The organism is Populibacterium corticicola, assembly GCF_042683685.1.
GTDB classification, from domain to species: domain Bacteria; phylum Actinomycetota; class Actinomycetes; order Actinomycetales; family Cellulomonadaceae; genus Timonella; species Timonella corticicola.
The window spans coordinates 619,259-637,875 of sequence record NZ_JBHUOP010000002.1 but is presented as its reverse complement, the minus strand read 5'-3'; the positions used below and the strand labels follow the sequence as shown (position 1 = coordinate 637,875).

Sequence of the window (18,617 nt, the reverse complement as noted above, 5' to 3'; positions counted from 1 at the left end):
TACTAACTCCTGAGAATTAGATTAGGATGCTAACTAATGACTAGGTGTCGATCGTGCGATGCGCAGTTCGCTGTTACCGACCGGTCAACGCCGACCACACATAAATCGCGTTAGCGAGGGAACAATGACGAACGCACCTTCCTCCGAGCCAGCCATCCTAGAGACCACCGTTGCAGTTGTCCTGGCTGCGGGAGCAGACGCCGCCTCTCGGCAACTTCTCACCAGCCCTTTGGGTGACTCAACCGTCGCCGAGGTAGCACTGCGGAACGTTCGCGCAGTATTCCCAGCCCAGCAGATCATCGTGGTCACCGCGCCAGGGGACACCGAACTGCGAGACCGTCTCGGCGCTGACCTCATCTACGTTGAACAGGCGGAATCCCTAGGAACCGGAAATGCGGTCGCCGCCGCGCGCGAGGCCCTGCCAGCCGGCGCTGAGACCATTCTGGTCACCTACGCGGACACCCCACTCCTACGCCCCGAATCCATCCGCGGTATCCTCAACCGCTTCGACCTGACCGGCCGCCAACTCACCCTTCTCTCCGCGATCGTCACCGGGGAGTTCCCGCACGGGGACATCCTGCGTGGAGCGGACGGGCGCATCACCGAGGTGCTCGAACACGACGAGATCCCATCCACGGTTGAAGGTGCCACCCACGAGATCAATGTGGGAACCTACGTATCCAACGGCGTCAAGCTGCTGAACCAGATTGACGCACTCGCGGCCACCAGCGACCACCGACTGACCTCCGTGGTCAAGCGTGCAATCGATTCCGGTGACGAAATCGAAACGTACCGCATCTACGACACCGATGAGGTCCAGGGCATCAACACGACCACGGAGCTCGAAGAAGCCGAGTCCATCGTGCTCAAGCGCCTGTTCGTGCCACGTAAGAACACCGACACCAAGATCGTCTTTGGCACCGGTGGATGGCGTGCGGTGATCGGTGAGGGATACACGCTCGCCAACGTGCGTCGCCTCTGCCAAGCAATCGCAAACGAGGCAATCCGCAGTGGAAAGGATGCCGCCGGAGTTGTGATCGGTGGCGACCGACGCTTCCTCTCTCGCGAGTCTGCGGAGGCTGCCGCCGAAGTCTTCGCAGGCAACAACATCCCAGTGGTGCTCCTTCCAGACGACGTGCCAACCCCGCTCGTCACCTTTGCGGCCCCGTTCTTGGGAAAGACCTACGGAATCATCATCACCTCATCGCACAACCCACCGGAGTGGAACGGTATGAAGGTGTTCCGTGCGGATGGCTCGCTTCCTCTCGATGATGAGACCGACCGGTTCCAAGACGAGGCAAACGAACTCACCGTCAAGGACATCGTCACCCTCGACCTCGCCGTAGCTCGCGCCGCGGGCATCGTTGTGGACCAGACCCTGACCAGTGAGTACGTCGACGCGATCGAAGCGATCATCGACGTCGAGGCCGTGCGTGGATCGAACCTCAACGTCGTTGTAGACCCGATGTACGGAACCTCCCAGCTCACGCTTGGAACGATCCTGTCTGACATGCGTGTTCGTGCCGAGTTCATCCACGCGGCTCACAACCCACTCTTCGGTGGGATCGCACCAGCACCTGACCTGCAACGCCTCAACGCCCTGATCTCCATGATCAAGGAGGGCAATGGCCGGTACGACCTTGGAATGGCCACCGACGGCGACTCGGACCGCATCGGAATCGTGGATGAACAGGGCGAGTATGTGTCGACCAACGATCTGTTGCTCCTGCTGTACTGGTACCTGCACGAGGTACGTGGTGAGAAGGGAGGCGTGGTCCGCAACCTCGCAACCACACACATGCTCGACCGCCTAGCCGCCCACTTCGGCGAGGAATCCTTTGAGTGCAAGGTCGGATTCAAGCACGTCACGGCGGGCATGGACAAGATCGGCGCAGTCCTCGGTGGCGAGTCCTCCGGTGGTTTGACCGTGCGCGGTTGGATCCTCGGCAAGGACGGAATCTTCGCATGTGCGCTGGTCGCTGAGATGTTGGCCCGCACTGGAAAGCGCATCTCAGAACTGCGCGAGATGATCTATGAGATCACTGGGCGTCTCTACTCGCTCGAGGCTGGCGTTCCGGCAACCCCGGATATGCGCGTTGCCGTGCCACGTCGCCTCGCCGCAGAACCACTCACGCACATTGGATCGTACCCAGTGGTCAGCATCGACCACACCGACGGCACCAAGATCCTGCTCGAAAACGACAACTGGGCGCTCCTGCGATTCTCAGGAACCGAACCAGTGCTTCGCATGTTCGTTGAAGCCGACTCCCCAGAAAAGGCAGAAGAACTGCTCGACTGGCTGCGCGGATTCGTGACCGCTTAAGCGCGGACAACCGACGGCACCCCTGAAACCGGGGAGGCCACCACCCGGCACACCCCAATCAACCTAGCCACTCACCCCAAGGAGAACCGCAGCCATGAAGTACGGTTACTTCGACACTGCCAACGACGAATACGTCATCGAGCGCCCAGACGTTCCAGTGTCGTGGACCAACTATCTCGGACAGAAGAACTTCTGTACCGTTTTGTCCCACAACGGTGGGGGCTACTCGTATTACAAGAACTCCCAGCAGGGGCGCATCACGCGTTTCCGTCAAAACGGAGTTCCGTTGGATCGTCCAGGACACTACGTGTACCTGCGCGACGACGCGGACGGCGACTTCTGGTCGGTGTCATGGCAGCCAGTGGGCAAGCCATTCGAAGGCGAAGGAGCTGCAACGTACGAGACCCGTCACGGCATGGGCTACAGCACGTTCTCCGCTGACTATCGCGGTATCTCCGCTGAGCAGACCGTGTTCATCCCCGTTGATGATGATGTGGAACTGTGGGACGTCAAAGTCACCAACACCGGCGACGAGGTTCGTACCCTGACCGTTGGTTCGTACGTGGAGTTCTCGTTCCACACGATCACGATCGACAACCAGAACCTGCAGATGTCGCTGTACGCTTCGGGCTCCAGCTACGAAGACGGCATCATCGAGTACGACTTCTACTACGAGCCGTGGACGTTCCACTACTTTGCGTCCTCCGAGACCCCAGACTCGTACGACTCGCTGCGCGATAACTTCATCGGCCCCTACCGCGATGAGCGCAACCCAATCGCCATCGAACGCGGTCACGGCTCGAACCAGAGCGCAACCACCCAGAACCACTGCGGTTCGCTCCAGCACAAGATCACGCTGCAGCCGGGTGAAACCAAGCGCCTCGTCTACATGCTCGGCTACGGTTCGCGTGACGAGGCTGGCCGTGCGATGCAGGCAAAGTACGCCGACCTCGCCACCGTGGACGCGGAGCGCCAGAACCTGCGCAACTACTGGAAGTCCAAGCAGGCCAAGCAGTACATCAAGACCCCACACGAGGGCATGAACACCATGATCAACTCGTGGACCCTGCTGCAGGCTGAAACCTGTGTTGTGTGGTCCCGGTTTGCCTCGTTCGTTGAGGTCGGTGGCCGTGTTGGTCTCGGATACCGCGACACCGCGCAGGATGTCATGTCCGTTATCCACTCCAACCCGATCAAGACCAAGCAGCGCATCCTTGAACTGCTGCGCGCGCAGGTCTCGCAGGGCTACGGTCTGCACCTGTTCGAGCCGGAATTGTTCGACCCAGACGCCGAGCCACTCCCAGACGTTCCATCGCCAACGGTTGTGCCACGTGGTAACACGGCAGACCTCATTCACGGCCTGGAAGACACCTGCTCGGACGACCACCTGTGGCTCGTGCCTTCGGTTCTCGAGTACGTGAAGGAAACCGGCGATCACGCGTTCCTCGACCAGGTCATCCCGTTCGCGGACGGCCCAGAGGGAACCGTGTACGAGCACCTCATCGCGGCGATCGACTTCTCCTCGAAGCATGTTGGACAGAACGGTGTGGCACTTGGTCTGCGTGCGGACTGGAACGACTGCCTCAACCTTGGCGGTGGCGAAACCTCGCTCGTCACCTTCCTCCACGCGTGGGCCATCGGCGCTCTTCTCGAGGTGGCGCGCCCACTCGGCAAGACTGAGGATGTGGCTCGCCTCGAAGCTGAACGTGAGCGCATCGCTCAGGTCGCAGACGGACAGTTGTGGGACGGTAGGTGGTGGATCCGTGGATACACTCGCGACGGCGTCAAGATCGGTTCGAACGAAAACGCTGAGGGCAAGATCTTCCTCGAGCACCAGGCCTGGCCGATCATCGCTGGCATCTCCTCGCAGGAGCAGGGCGAGCAGGCAATGGACTCGGTCAGGGAACTGCTCGGCTCCGAGTACGGTTCGCACCTGAACTGGCCTGCTTTCCGCACCGTCGATGACACCGTTGGCTTCGTGACCCGCGTGTACCCGGGCATCAAGGAAAACGCTGCAATCTTCTCCCACCCGAACGCCTGGCCAATCGTGGCAGAGGCTGTTTTGGGCCGTGGTGATCGCGCCGTCGAACTTTACGATGCAATCCTGCCATACAACCAGAACGACAACATCGAGGTTCGCGGCGCTGAGCCTTACGCCTACGTGCAGTTCCTGTACGGCCGCGACCACGAGTGGTTCGGTAAGGCACAGAACCCGTGGCTGACCGGAACCGCTGGCTGGATGTACACGGCTGTCACCAAGTACATCCTTGGTATTCGCCCAGGCCTGGACGGCCTGACCGTTGACCCGTCCATCCCGTCTGACTGGGATGGCTTCGAGGTCCGCCGTGAATGGCGTGGCGGTACCTACAACATCGAGGTCAAGAACCCTGATCACGTAGGTCGCGGCATCAAATCCGTCACGATTGACGGCGCCCCGCACGATGCGGCGAAGCCACTTCCAGTCCTCGATGAGGGCAGCGAGGTTCAGGTTGTCATCACCCTCGGCTGATTGATTTCAACCGCGCGCGGTTAAGCGAAACGGTGTGGGCCAGACGGACAATCCGTCTGGCCCACACCGTTTTTGTATGCTTCACAGCAGTTGTGGCGGCGCTATGTCTTGCGCCTCGCCTAGTCCTCGGGGAGGTACCCGGTCTCTGGGTCGATGTCCGCGAGAAACTGCTTGATCTGCGATACGTGAAACTCGCGCGGGAACGTGAACTTGGTGGCTCCCTGCACGGAAAGACTGAACCCGTAGTCCTTGTTCGGTCCGCTCAACCAGTCGTACGAGGCTTCCTGGCCTGTGATGGTGATACGGAACCGCTCGCCATCCACCACGATGGTCTCGCTGGTAGAGCTATGTTTCTTAGCCATGTTCCTCCAAAGGTCTTGCGCCAAACGTTGTTCGGTACCTTCAACGTTACTGGGTCCTGTGGCTAAGAACTGCATCCGTTGTGTTTCGTTGGCAGCCTGGTTCCTGAGTGCACTCTCAAATGAGTTGGGGTGCTAGGGGCGCTAAGCGAGAGCGTTCGCGATCGCCTTCAGGATGCGCTTCTCCGACACCGAACCGCTCGTGCCGAGTTGTTCGGCGTATAGGGAAACCCGCAACTCCTCGATCATCCACTTGACCTGGGCAAGCTCAGGGTTATCGAGCCCCACGAGCCCAGCGGAGTTCCGTTTGGTGAGCGCCCGCTCGAACTGTTCGGTCACGTTGCCAACCTTCCAGGTCAGCTCGTTGTCCCGGTGCACGTTGTTCGCGGCCTTGTCGATCCGGTGGACTTGCGCGCGCAGGTAGCGGGCGAGGTGTCGCAACTGGTCAGGCGGGGTCGCGGAGACGAATCCGGGATAGATCAGAGCAGCGGCAACAGCGCGCGAATCGTTGAGGGTGGCCAGCAGCGCGAGCGACTTCGAGTTCGAAATCGCCACATCCAGGTCCCGGTATGCGGCAAGAGCAGCCACAACATCGCCGACGATCCGGTACACCTCATCCTCAAGCCGCGTTTTCACGGTGCGCACGGCCTCGGCATACGCCTCGGCGGAGCGGATCGCTCCGGCCTCGGGCAGGAGCGCCTTCACGGCCGCGAACTGCACGTCCGCTACCAGAGCGTCAGTGTTCCGGTATGGGCTGGCCGCGAGCGTCAACGCTTGGGTTCCGCTCCACCGCGACGTGATCCGACCAGGCTGCAACGCAGCGTTGGCGAGGACGAGCCGCCACACGCCTTCGCGATGTTCGACGGCTTGTTTGGCAGAGTCAGCAAGGATTCTTAAGCCAACCGTTGGTTGCTTTGCATCCCTATTTTCGACGAGCAGGGCCGGATAGCCCCGCACTTCCAGTCCACCGGGTCCCCGGCCTTCGACCACACCGGGTAGCGTGGCGTAGGCGTCGCCTTCTGGCCAGGTTTTGAGCGAATCGATTTCCGCGATTGCGTGCGTGATCGTTTCGGGTCCGGACGTAAACCCTTGAGGGAGCGCGGCCTTCCGGCCACGCTGGACGGATGACGAACTTGTTCCAGCGCCTCCGGAAGCCGAAACGTTGCCGGGTGCGTTAGATCCCGAGCCTGCGGGAACATTCTTTCCCCGACCGGAACGGTCTGACTGCTTCGTTCCGTCTACTGAGCCAGGCGTTTGGCTTCCAGCGCCCTGTGCCTTGTTTCCGGAAGCGCCACCTGAACGTGACTGCGCTTCAGCAAGAGCAGCACCCACAGCGCCACGCACCGCTGAACGAACAGCGTCCTCGGCATCCTTCGCGAGACTACGTTGCAGCGACTCAAGGCTCTTCGATTCGCCCAACACCTCAGCGATCGCATCTCGCCCAGAGCCCCGCTGCGCAAACACCCGGAAGGTGATCTGCAGGTGCGCAGGTAGAGTGACTGACGCGACCGTATCGTCGTCAATCTCCAAGTACTTCAGCGCCCACACGGCGCTCGCGAAAGCGGAACCAAACGACTGCGCCATATCCCCAGCGCGAGCCATATCCTCCCAGGCCGGGGTGTTCTCGCGTAGCCACTGCGCGATCTTCGCACCCCAATCCGGCGCGGGCACAAGCTCGCGGCGCGTGACCTTGGGTAGGGCGCGGATCATCGCGACGCACAACTCGTCGAGCAGGCCCGGAACAAGCCAGTCGAACCCCTCGGGCGCGACCCGGTTCAGCACCTGAATCGGGATGTGCACGGTGATGCCGTCCGCTTCGGTGCCCGGAGAGAACTGGTAGGTGAGGGGGAGCGTGACGTCGCCCTGCTGCCACTGCTGCGGGAACAGCGAATCATCGACCGCGTCCTCGCCACCCTCGACAAGCATCTCAAGGGAGAAATCGAGCAGATCGGGAGTCTCGGTGCGCGCCTTCTTCCACCACTGGTCAAAGTGACGCTGCGACACCACCGAGGCGGGCAGCCGCTCATCGTAGAACGTGAACAGCGTTTCCTCGTCAGCCACCAAACCGCGCTGCCGCGAGCGGGCCTCCAACTCCTGCGCCTGAGCGAGAACCTGCTTGTTATGCTGCACGAACTTGTGGTGCGTGGACCATTCACCGCCCACCAGCGCATGACGAATGAACATCTCCCGAGCATTCTCAGGGTTCACCTTCGCATACAACACGGGCCGGTCCGCAACGATCGGCACACCGTACAACAGCACCTTCTCGTGTGCGATAGCCGCACCACGCTTAGTGGACCAGTGCGGGTCAGAATAGGTGTGCTTGGTGATACCAGATGCCAGATGTTCAGCCCACTCCGGCTGGATGCGCGCCACATCGCGAGCCCACAACCGGGATGTCTCCACAACTTCGCCCGCCATGATCCACTCCGGTGGCTTCTTGGACAGGGGCGAGCCCGGGAAGATGGCGAACTTAGCGCCACGTGCTCCGAGGTATTCGTTGCGTGCCTGACGCTTCGCCCGACGGTCTGCCGCAGTCTCACGGCCAGTCTTGTGCAGCGACACCTGGTTCATCTCCTGCATGCCGATCTGACTCAGCAGACCCGCAAGCAGGGAACGGTGAATCGTGTCCGAGTCCCACACGAACCGAGTGTCCGGGGTCGTCGGGGTATCGGTTCCACCGGGGATGGTGTTGGCGCTACCGGTGTTGGCCTTGCCAGTGTTCGCAGGGCCAGCGCCGGTCTTGCCCGCAGCCGTAGCCGCACCCGACGTGCCCTCGCGGGCCGTCTTAATGTTCGCGGCGTTCGTACGATCCGACTTGGTCGCACCACGCCCTTGAGAAGCGCCGCCCTTACCCTTACGTCCACTGACCTGAGCCTGCGCCAACTCGTCGCGCAGCGGTTGCGGTGGCCTCACCTGCGAGTCAATACCCATCGAACGGGTCATCTCCCGCAACTGGGCAACCACATCCTGCCACTCGCGAATCCGCAGGAAGTTCAGATACTCATTGCGGCACATCCGCCTGAACGCGGACGAAGACAACTCACGCTGCTGGTGGCGAATGTACTCCCACAGGTTCAGGTAGGTCATGAAATCCGAGTAGCCGTCCACGAATCTTGCATGGAACGAATCGGCTATCTCGCGTGACTCGGCGGGGCGCTCGCGGGGGTCTTGGATGGACATGACCGCAGCGATGATCATGACCTCGCGGGCCACGCCGTGCTTGCCACCTTCAATGATCATGCGGGCGAGGCGTGGGTCCATGGGCAGTTGGGCCAGTTGACGCCCGACCGCGGTCAGTTGGGTTCCGCCGCGTTTTTGCGGCGCAGAGGCATCGGCTGTGGCCGAAGCCTTGATGGACCCCGGCCCTGAACTTGAACCAGCAGAACTCGACGTCAGCGCACCCAACTCTTGCAGCAACTGCACGCCGTCACGCACGGCACGAGTGTCAGGAGCCTCAACGAACGGGAACTTATTCACGTCATCGGGGGTGCGAGCCACGCCTACGGCAACCATCTGCAACAGAACGGAGGCAAGCGAGGTGCGCAGAATCTCGGGTTCGGTGAACTCGGGGCGGGCCTTGAAGTCCTCTTCGGAGTACAACCGGATCGCGATACCGTCAGCAACACGTCCACAACGCCCTGAACGTTGGTTCGCGCTCGCCTGCGAGATTGCCTCGATGGGTAGGCGCTGGACCCGAGTGGCTTTGGAGTACCGTGAGATGCGTGCGGTTCCGGGGTCGATTACGTAGCGGATGCCGGGAACGGTCAGCGAGGTTTCGGCAACGTTCGTGGCCAGCACGATGCGTCGGTTCTCGTGCGGCTGGAACACGCGATGCTGTTCAGCGGCGGACAGGCGCGCATAAAGCGGCAGGATCTGGATGTGTCCGGCGGCTTTGGGGTCGTTGGCGCGTGGCCCCAGATGTCCGCGCAGGGCCTCGTCGGTGTCGTGGATTTCGCGTTCACCGGACAGGAACACGAGGATGTCGCCGGGGCCTTCAACCACGAGTTCATCCACGGCTTCGCAGATGGCGGTGAGCATGTCACCGTCGTCATCATCGGTCAGCGGACGATACCGCAGCTCAACCGGGAACGTACGGCCCGAAACCTCAATCACAGGCGCAGGTGAACGCAGCGGAGCATCCGTAACCAACTCGTCGTCAGTGATCGGCCCACCCGGCGCAAAGTGCCGGGCAAACCGGTCCGAGTCGATCGTCGCCGACGTGATGATGACCTTCAAATCCGGGCGCTGCGGTAGCAGGCGGGTGAGGTAACCCAGCAGGAAGTCGATGTTGAGGGAACGCTCGTGGGCCTCGTCGATAATCAGCGTGTCATACGCGAGCAACTGCGGGTCACGTTGGATTTGCGCGAGCAGAATACCGTCGGTCATGACCCTGACCAGCGTCGAATCGGAGGACTGGTCCGTGAAGCGGACCTGGTAGCCCACGATGTCGCCGAGTGTGGTGCCGATCTCGTGCGCGATGCGTTCCGCAACCGTGCGCGCCGCGATACGGCGCGGCTGCGTGTGCCCGATCTGCCCCTTGCGGCCCCGCCCTAACTCGAGCGCGATCTTGGGCAACTGCGTGGTCTTACCCGACCCGGTCTCACCGGCCACGATCACGACCTGATTGTCGCGGATGGCGTTCGCAATGTCCTCGCGTCGCGCGCTGACCGGCAGCGTTGCCGGATAAGTGATAGGCGGGACCTCGACGTTGGCGCGCTTCTCGGCGGCTTTGGCAAGCCGCGCAAGGTTCACGTGGCCCTGCGCTGGTGCCTGCTGGCTCGGCTGGTTTTTGGTGTGGCTCCGTCCAGATTTCCGACGATTCGGCTGTTTCCTACCTTCGGTCGCCTCATGTTGGTGGTTGCGCTGGCGCTCTGGGCGCTCCTGGCGCTTAGACGTGTTTTCCGCGCGCTGATCTTGTGTGCGCTGGGTTGTGGCGCGTGCAGACACACCTGCCGTGTCGGAGGTCTTTGGGGTGGAGTGATGCGGGCCGTTCACGTGCTCCATTCTCCCAGCCTTCTGCTGGCCTTCGATAGTTATTTATCGTTCAGCGGAAGTCGGGGTGATCACAACTCAGGCCGGGGAGGCCCGAGGTGGGGCGGGTTTCCGAAGGTGTCTCCACCACCTACCCGGTTGCTGCGCTCAGTAAGAGCGACCAGCGATAGATAATGGTCAGCCGTCCAGCACACGAGTTTTCCTTTCTGATCCTTCGTGCGCCCGAGAATCCCGGCCTCATTAAGCTCGGTGAGAGCCAAGTGCGCCGCAGTTGGGGAGCAGCCGAGACGTTTGACTATGTGCTGTGTTGTCAGTACGGGCTCTTGTGGTAGCAGATCGAGTATCTTCCGAATCACAGCGTTTGCACGCGGGATTGAAGGAGTTTTGCCATGGCTGGTTCGATATGCGGTTAGCCGTTCGCGTTCTTCTGTATCCACACGGCTGATGCTCTCAGATAGGCGTACCGCGTTGGCTGCGGCAAGTTCGGTTGCTTGGGCAAAAGCAATGATCCAGTCATCGAGCTGTGTGGGGATTGCACGGTATTGAGTCAGCCCTCCAATGTATGCGTCGGTGTTTCCGGCAAAAACGGTGCTGATTGGGATGAGTGTGTTTCGTACCGCGTCGGCCCGTTTGAGAACGGTGTGAATGAGTGCACGGCCAGTACGTCCGTTTCCATCAATGAATGGGTGGATGGTCTCGAACTGTGCGTGCGCGATGGCTGCCCGCACGATGGGGTTGCCGTGAGTGGCGGTCAAGAACTGTGCCAGATTGTCGACGAGTTGGGCGACTTCCGTTTCGGGTGGCGGTATGAAGTCGGCTCGTAGGGGTGACCATCCAGCTCCTCCTACCCAGTTCTGTTCGGTGCGTAGGCCGGGGGAGAGCGATGGTTCAATGACGTGTTGCAGGGCCACGATGTCTGCGGTGGTTATGTCTCGTGCGGGATCTGAGAGTTTTGAGATTGCTTCTTCTGTTGCGCGTACGTTTGCGACAACGTCGAGGGCGACGCGTCCGCCTTGGCCCAGAGTTTCAGCAATGGCTAGTTTCTTGGGTGTGATTCGATTTCCCTCGATCCATGAGGATGAGATGCTCTCGGATCGAATCAGCAGGTGGTTGAGATATTTTCCCGAAGCGCCGATGCGTTCGTCGGCGCGTGCTAGCACGGCTAAGGCGTCGGCGGCAGCCTCGTTGGCTTCTGTACTGAGTTGAGGAAGATTGGCTTTGAGTTCGTCCGGGATATATGCGAGGTAGCGCCCAGGTTTTCTATCGCGGCGACCTAGACCTGCAGTTTCGTCGACAGGATTCCACAGTCGTTCAATATACTCAGCCATTATCGTTCCCCTTGGGCTCCACATTGAGGTGTACCGATGTCTTACCTATTTTCAGGTTAACCTATCTAACCTGAAAATAGGTGGCTATCTGCTAGTTGGTAGGTGCCGCAGAGCGTGATGTCTTGTGCTAATTCCGTGTGTGATGACCGCGTGTTAGGTGATGGGCGGGACCTCGACGTTGGCGCGCTTCTCGGCGGCTTTGGCAAGCCGTGCAAGGTTCACGTGGCCTTGCGCTGGTGCTTGTTGTTTGGGCTGGTTTTTGGTGCGGCTGCTTCCAGATTTCCGACGAGTTGGGCGACTTCCCATCCTTGGTTGCCCGTGGTGGTTGGTTGCGTCGGTGCTCTGGGCGTTCCCGGCGCTTAGACGTGTTTTCCGCGCGCTGGTTTGTGGCGCATGCAGGTGCGCCTGCAACATCTCCGGTGAGGCTGTCGCCGTAGTGAGCACCTCTCATGGATTTCCACTCCTTGTCGAGATGAGGGAAATAATTGGGACTTTAGTCCCGTGTTTTAGCGGCGATGTGTGCTGCGTCAAGGTTTTCTTCACTGTTTTCTCAGGATTCTTTATGGGAACTGTCTTCTGTTCAGCTCAGGAGGCATATTCTCCAAGAAGTTTTCTTCGTCTTCTTCTTTCTTGAGTGATAGTGGAGCGCTGTGATGCGTGGTGTGTTGACTGGTCGTGGTCGGGTTTTTGCTCGTGGTGTTGCCTCGGTTGTGTCTGGGGCGTTACTGGCATCGTTGGTGGTGACTCCTAGTGTGGCTGCTCCCGCAGACAGTGACGATACTTCTGGTGTTCGAGGTGGGGTGAGCCTTGGTGATGGTGAGGTTGATGATCGTGACCAAAACGTCGATGGCCTAGAAGAACCCGTTGAAGTCGAGGAGAGTTTTTCTGCCCGGCTAACAGCCGTCTCGAGCGGTAGGCGGGTTGAGGACGTTTCGCAGCGTACCGAGTCCACGCGCACGTATGCTAACCCTGATGGGACGTGGACGTTAGAGGATCTTGGTGAACCGGCCTATGTCCAAGGTGAAGATGGCCAGTGGCAAGACGTTGACTTAACGCTTGTGAAGCGCGGCGATGGGTCGTGGGGACCGAAAGTATCGCCGACAGACGTCACTATTGGTGGCGGGGATGTTGTCTCGGTTGTTCTTGATGAGGAAGAATCGCGTACCGCGACGTTGACGTGGCCGCAGGACCTGCCTGAACCCACGGTCGAGGGATCGGTTGCGACGTTTACTGTCTCAGAAACAAGTGATCTTGTGGTCACCGCGACGCCTGTCGGGGCGACGTATGTGTTGCGGCTCAATGAAGCGCCAGATGAGGACGATCCTGTTTTTGGATTCGATCTATTGACTACCGGTATGACGGTTGTTGAAGATGATGGTGCTCTTGTCATGGAAGACAAGAAGGGTGAAGCTATTTCGGCTCCTGCTCCTGTGATTGCGTGGGACGCTAGCGTTGATTCAGGTGGTGACCCGAATAACGTTGTCGCGTTGGATGCTGAGGTATCTGACGGGGTAAAGACTGCTGATGGCACCCACACCCGGGTGGAGTTAAGTGCGCCGCAGGGTTTCTTGACTGATCCAGACACGGTCTACCCTGTCGTGATTGATCCTGCGATTAGTAAAGCATCAAGTTTGCGTGACACGTGGGTGCGTTCTGGAACAGCAGCCCAAGGAAGCGACTACAAACTCAACGTGGGACGTACCGGTGATATTGCTGGTGAGGCTCGCGCCTATTTACAGTGGCAAGATGAACTGAAAGCGGCTGGAACCGAGGTCGTCAAAGCCGAATTGAAGTTGTATCAGTACTATGCAGAGTCATGTTCCACCAGCGTACGGACGAACATTCATCCTTTAAGCTCGGGCTTTACAACGAACACGACGTGGGCTGATCGGCCGGGGGTCAACACGGCTTCAATTAATCCGGGTCTGTATTTCACTCAAAACGTTGGTGGCGATGGGTGTACTGGAGTCTCAAATGGGTACGTCACTGCTGATGTCACCGCGATTTATAAAGGGTGGTACGACAACAAGTTCGATAATTACGGTCTTGTCTTGAACGTCCCGACAGCAGAAGCGAATAACAAGAACTTTGGCAAACGGTTTTGCTCGTGGAATGAACTGTCTACGCATGCCACGTGTAATACCTCATCGCGTAGCCCTGTCCTTAGTGTGACGTACTCGGTCAAACCGAACACTCCAAGTGCCCCAACGTTTAGTTCAACGAATGCGGCTGGGTACTCTAATGCTGCATCGCTGGCCGTGACCGCGCGTGGTACTGATCCGTATGGGGACCGGGTGAAGTACACGATCGAGGCGGTGAACTCGAGTAATACTGTTAGTAAATCGTGCACTACCGCGTTGGTTGCCTCGAATACGGCTGCCTCATGCAATTTGACCGGTCTGGCTGATGGTACCTATAAATTGCGGGCAAAGACCACTGATGAGTTTGGCCATGTGTCAGGGTATTCGGGCACAACGACGCTGATTTACGACCGCACTGTGCCGGTCAAACCAACGATCACTGCGTCTGCTTATGCTGCGTCTGGCTTGTGGTTGGAGCAGAAGCCAGCATCGAACGCGTTCACGATGCGAGCGTCGAATGCGGAGGTGCAGAGGTTTGAATACCAGCAAGATAATGGGACTGTCGTATCGGTCGCGGTCAGTGGGGCAACACCAACAGCGACAGTGAACTGGAATCCTGCAGGCTCTCACACCTTGAAAGTTGTCGCTGTCGACAAAGCGAACAATAAGTCGGATGCGACTATCTTCACGTTTGGTAATGGCCCCGCCAGCATTACCTCCCCAACTAACGCGGGAGTCAAGACAACCGCAAGTCATGTGGTCAAAGCGAGTGCTCCTGCAGTGACCGGATCGACTATTACGGCAAAGGTTCAATGGCGAGCCTACGGTACCGGACAAATGACGTGGAAAGACGCGGACGGGAGTGCTCCAACCGTTGTCGTCTCAGGAGCCACTGCCACCGCGACCGGATCGTTTAACGCGGCGGCAGCTGTCAAAGATGTTAATGGTGAAGACCGCTCACGTAAGCACACCGTACTTGATGTGCGAGTGTGTTTCGTATACGCCAGTGGATCATCAACGAGCACCTCATGCACATGGACAAGCGATCCCAAGTCACACGCCACGCTCACTTATGTGCCTCACGCGTTTGGATCGAACTTCCCTGTGGCGGATGCAGGACCTGGCCAAGTTGCGCAGTGGACCGGTGAGTTTAATACCTCGACCACCGATATTTCCGTGCCAGGCTATTTGGGTGAGTTGACGGTCTCGCGGTCGTTCTCGACGTTTAACAACCAGCAAGACGGCCCGTTTGGGAAGGGTTGGAAGCCGTCGTTTGATGGTGTGGATGCGGGTGTTGCTGGGTTTGAGATTGTCGATGACACAACGTATAACGGAACGATCTTGCTGGTTGATGAGGAAGAAAACGCTCTGATCTACTCTCAGGGTGCCTCGAAGGTTGCACAAAAGGTTGGAACCTACACTGCGGTTGATGACGAGACTGCTCAGGTGGGTGCACGTCTCGAGATTAAGACTGTCTCGAACGTGAAGAAACTGGTCTTTACCGAAGACGATGGAACGGTCACGACGTGGACGCATGCCGGGGCTGGTGTGTGGAAGCCAGAATCCGTGCAGGTTGCCGGTGACCCATCGACAACCCAGTTTGTGCATGACGGTCAAGGCCGCCTGAAGCAGATCATTGCTCCACAACCGGTTGGAGTGACCTGTGCGCCACCTAGTTTCGTGCCGGGATGCCGGGTGTTGACGCTAGAGTATGGAACCACTGCTGGTGAGAAGAAAGTCCAGTCCGTAGCGTATACCGCCTACGACCAGTCCAGCACGCTACCGACCAAGATGGAAACCCACACGGTCGCGCAATACACCTATAACAACGATGGGTATTTGATCGAGGTGAAAGATCCCCGCTCAAACCTGTCGACCTCCTATACTTACGCTCCCGGAAGTATCCCTAACGTCCGTCGACTCACGTCGGTGACGCCTTCTGGGCTGGAGGGGTACACGATCGAGTACAAAGACGGTGCGCCCACGGCTTTGTTTACTGATGGTGTCACTGCGGTTAAGCGGGGCTCCACCTATACGGGCGCGTTCACCTATGACCTGAGCGTGAGTGATAGCAAGCTGCCACGCATGGAGAAAGCCGATGTCAGTAAGTGGGGTCAAGAGACGCCGCCGACGAAGGTGTTTGCCGCGTTTGGGCAAGACAGTGCTGGTGCTGCTAGGTCATCGGTCACAGCCGATCTGCTGAAGAAAGCGGATATCACGTATACCGATGATGAGGGGCGTGTCATCAACACTGCCTCATATTCGGGTGGAGGTGGCGGCGGTGATACCGCGCGGTGGCTGTTCACGGCAACCGGGTATGACAGTGTCGGTAACGTGATCCGCCAGTTGGATGAACGAGGGATCGACCAGATCTTGGCGATCCGCAGTGCTGGTGGCACTGCCAACTCGGATGAGTACGCGACTATCACCCGGTATAACCCTGAGATCATAACAGCATCTGCTGTGACGTGGGGTAGTGGTGATGGAGTGACCACGATCCCTGCTGGAACAGTGGTCACCCCTGCCGCGACGTTGGTCACGGATGTGTGGGAGCCGGTGCGTGAGATTGTGGATGGCGATGGGCAGGTCACATTGGCTCGTCAACACACTGCGACAACCTATGATCAGGGCGCACCGAACCAAGGGATTAACCCAGAAACAGGTCTGCCGTTCCGTTTAGCGACCACAACGCGAGTCACACTCGCGCAGCCGGGCAGCGCGTCGAGCGACCCAAGTGTCGCGCTCCCAACTGATGAGCCGGTATTGACTGAGCAGCGCATGGGCTATGACCCGGTTGATGGTGCATCGGTGACGGGTAAGACCTCGGGGTGGATGATCGGTGCTCCCACAACCTTGACAACCGAGAATGGTGACCAGGACATCACGGTCAAGACTGTGTTTGATGAGCAAGGCCGCACGGTCAAAGAGATCGGCGCGGACTCAAACGGCTCTGATGCTGGCACAACAATCACCCACTACTACGATGCACGCACGACTGCTAATGGGGCGCCTGCTGGGTTGCCGAGCCAGTGTGTAAATAAACCGGCGTGGGCGGGGTTCGTCTGTCAGATTGTGAGCGGTGAAGCCACACCGTCTATCCCCGTGGAAACCGTGACGCAGTATTCGTACTACATGGCCGCTGCGATCACAACGGAATCTCTTGATGGTGTCACGCGCACTGCCACAACAACGTTTGATACTGCGGGACGTGTTGAGAAAGCCACAACCGCGGTGACGGGGTTGACGGGTTCAACACCGCAGCCAACAGCGAAGAACGTGTATGACCCGGCAACTGGTTTGCAGGTTGAAACACAAACCTTGGGCAGTGGTGACTCGGTCACAGCTGCGGTCAAGACCCAGCATGATTCGTGGGGTCGGGTGGTGAAGTACACCGACGAACATGGTCAAGCGACAACAATTACGTATGACAGTGCAGGCCGAGTCTCGCAGGAGACCTCACCGAAGTTCGGGAACACGACCTACACCTATGATCCGTACAGCGGTAGCGTGATCGGGAAGCAGATTGCTGGGGTGGGCGAGTTCACCGCCCACTATAGCGCGTTTGGCGATATTGTCTCCCAGACGCTACCTACGGGTGTGGTGCAGGCTTCGAGTTATGACCGTAGTGGTCAAGAAACCGCACTGACCTACACCGTGACCGGCGATGACGGTAGTGCGTCGTTTGCGTGGATGATGCATCATGACGCGCTCGGGCGTATCAACCAGATCAGCGGTCCTGGAAGCGATGGGGATCGGGTGACCCGGTATGAGTTTGACCAGGCCGCCCGCATGACCGCAGCCTATGATCAGATTGGCGAGGCGTGCACGACGCGTGAATACTCGTTCGATACTGTGGGGCGCCGCACTGGGCAGGTCACGAAGACGCAATCGTGCACCGATGCGGGTGCACCGTCGACTAGTACCAAGGTGTGGGCATACGACAAGGCTGACCGTATCCTTTCAGGCGCTAATGGTGTTGGCTCGTATGTATATGACGCGTTGGGTCGTCAAACCACTCTCCCAGGTGTGGATACCCCGCAAGGCGAGAGCGCAGGTGACTTGACGGTTTCTTACTATGATTCGGATCTTGCACGGTCGGTGACCCAAAACGGTGTGACCACCACTTACGATCTTGACGTGATGGATCGTCGCTCAACCTCGACCACGACTGAGGGTAGTGATACCTCGACCACGACACGGGTGTATGAAGACACCTCGGATAATCCTGCGTGGGCGACCACTGTGAAGGATGGGGTAACCGAGACGACACGGTATGTGTCTTCTATCGCGGGGGACTTGTCGTTGACGTTCTCGGTGGAGGACGATTTTTTGCCGACGGGGATTGTTGACCCGCAAGGCTCGGTGGTTGCCACGACCTCGAAGCAGACGAGTCCTAACGGCGGGACCAGCGTGGTGTGGAGTGGGTTGTCGTTGTTTGATGAGTATGGCAACCCGGTCACTGCGAAGACCACGGATACTGGTGTACTCGATTATGGCTGGTTGGGTGGTAAAGAACGTGCCACTGACGCGACGGGTCTGGTGTTGATGGGTGTGCGGTTGTATAACAGTGTGACGGGGCACTTCACCTCGGTGGATCCGGTGACGGGTGGGAACACGACCCGGTATACGTATCCGCAAGACCCGATCAACAAGTACGACCTCAACGGCAAGAAACAACATGCTCAATTGAGTGACGCTGAACTCTTAGCGATTGCAAAATATCAACGAGGGCAGCCCCTCTCAAAGGCAGAACGCTCTGCATACAACAGTGGTATGCAGAAAATCAAGAAAAATGAAAAATATTCTGGAGAAAGAAATAAGCAGAAGCGGGCAAATACCAAAAAGAATTCCGGGAAGAAGGGCAAGGGAAATAACGGTAAGGGTGGAGGTGGCGGTTCTGGCGGAATTAGAACCTTCAATACGCCGATAGGTACAAGATTTTCCCCCGGTGGTGGTGGGACTAGAAACCTCTTTCGATGAGTCAATGATTTGTGTTCCTTGCGTTGGGGTGTCTATTATTTA

At 58.7% G+C, this 18,617-nt stretch carries 6 protein-coding genes; 3 read left to right on the top strand and 3 right to left on the bottom strand.

Features of this window, described 5'->3' with window-relative positions:
* Positions 1-124 precede the first annotated feature (124 nt).
* A complete protein-coding gene (locus ACFSYH_RS06495) occupies positions 125-2,323 on the top strand; it encodes an NTP transferase domain-containing protein (protein ID WP_377465949.1) in 2,199 nt (732 codons plus the stop codon).
* 94 nt (positions 2,324-2,417) lie between these two features.
* Positions 2,418-4,832: a GH36-type glycosyl hydrolase domain-containing protein gene (locus ACFSYH_RS06490; protein WP_377465947.1), complete on the top strand. Its 2,415-nt coding sequence runs from the start codon at positions 2,418-2,420 to the stop codon at positions 4,830-4,832.
* A 119-nt stretch (positions 4,833-4,951) separates the two neighbouring features.
* Here the strand turns inward: ACFSYH_RS06490 and ACFSYH_RS06485 are convergent, their stop codons facing one another.
* The 3 genes from ACFSYH_RS06485 to ACFSYH_RS06475 all read right to left on the bottom strand — a co-directional run bounded on the left by ACFSYH_RS06485 (position 4,952) and on the right by ACFSYH_RS06475 (position 11,514).
* A complete protein-coding gene (locus ACFSYH_RS06485) occupies positions 4,952-5,194 on the bottom strand; it encodes a hypothetical protein (protein WP_377465946.1) in 243 nt (80 codons plus the stop codon).
* 141 nt (positions 5,195-5,335) lie between these two features.
* Positions 5,336-10,189 (bottom strand): ATP-dependent RNA helicase HrpA, encoded by a 4,854-nt coding sequence (hrpA, locus tag ACFSYH_RS06480; RefSeq protein ID WP_377465945.1) that lies wholly within the window; start codon positions 10,187-10,189, stop codon positions 5,336-5,338.
* Positions 10,190-10,257: 68 nt separating this feature from the next.
* Complete coding sequence (locus ACFSYH_RS06475) at positions 10,258-11,514, bottom strand: Fic family protein (RefSeq protein ID WP_377465943.1); 1,257 nt, start codon at positions 11,512-11,514, stop codon at positions 10,258-10,260.
* Positions 11,515-12,266: 752 nt separating this feature from the next.
* On the opposite strand from ACFSYH_RS06475, the gene ACFSYH_RS06470 reads away from it, so the two are divergent.
* Positions 12,267-18,575, top strand: coding sequence for a DNRLRE domain-containing protein (locus ACFSYH_RS06470; RefSeq protein ID WP_377465941.1), 6,309 nt, complete (start codon positions 12,267-12,269; stop codon positions 18,573-18,575).
* The last annotated feature ends 42 nt before the right edge of the window (positions 18,576-18,617 follow it).

Excerpts from the sequence above, each read along its gene's own strand:
- ACFSYH_RS06495 (WP_377465949.1), top strand. The coding sequence starts at position 125 with ATGACGAACGCACCTTCCTCCGAGCCAGCCATCCTAGAGACCACCGTT.
- ACFSYH_RS06490 (WP_377465947.1), top strand. The coding sequence starts at position 2,418 with ATGAAGTACGGTTACTTCGACACTGCCAACGACGAATACGTCATCGAG.
- ACFSYH_RS06485 (WP_377465946.1), bottom strand. The coding sequence starts at position 5,194 with ATGGCTAAGAAACATAGCTCTACCAGCGAGACCATCGTGGTGGATGGC.
- ACFSYH_RS06475 (WP_377465943.1), bottom strand. The coding sequence starts at position 11,514 with ATGGCTGAGTATATTGAACGACTGTGGAATCCTGTCGACGAAACTGCA.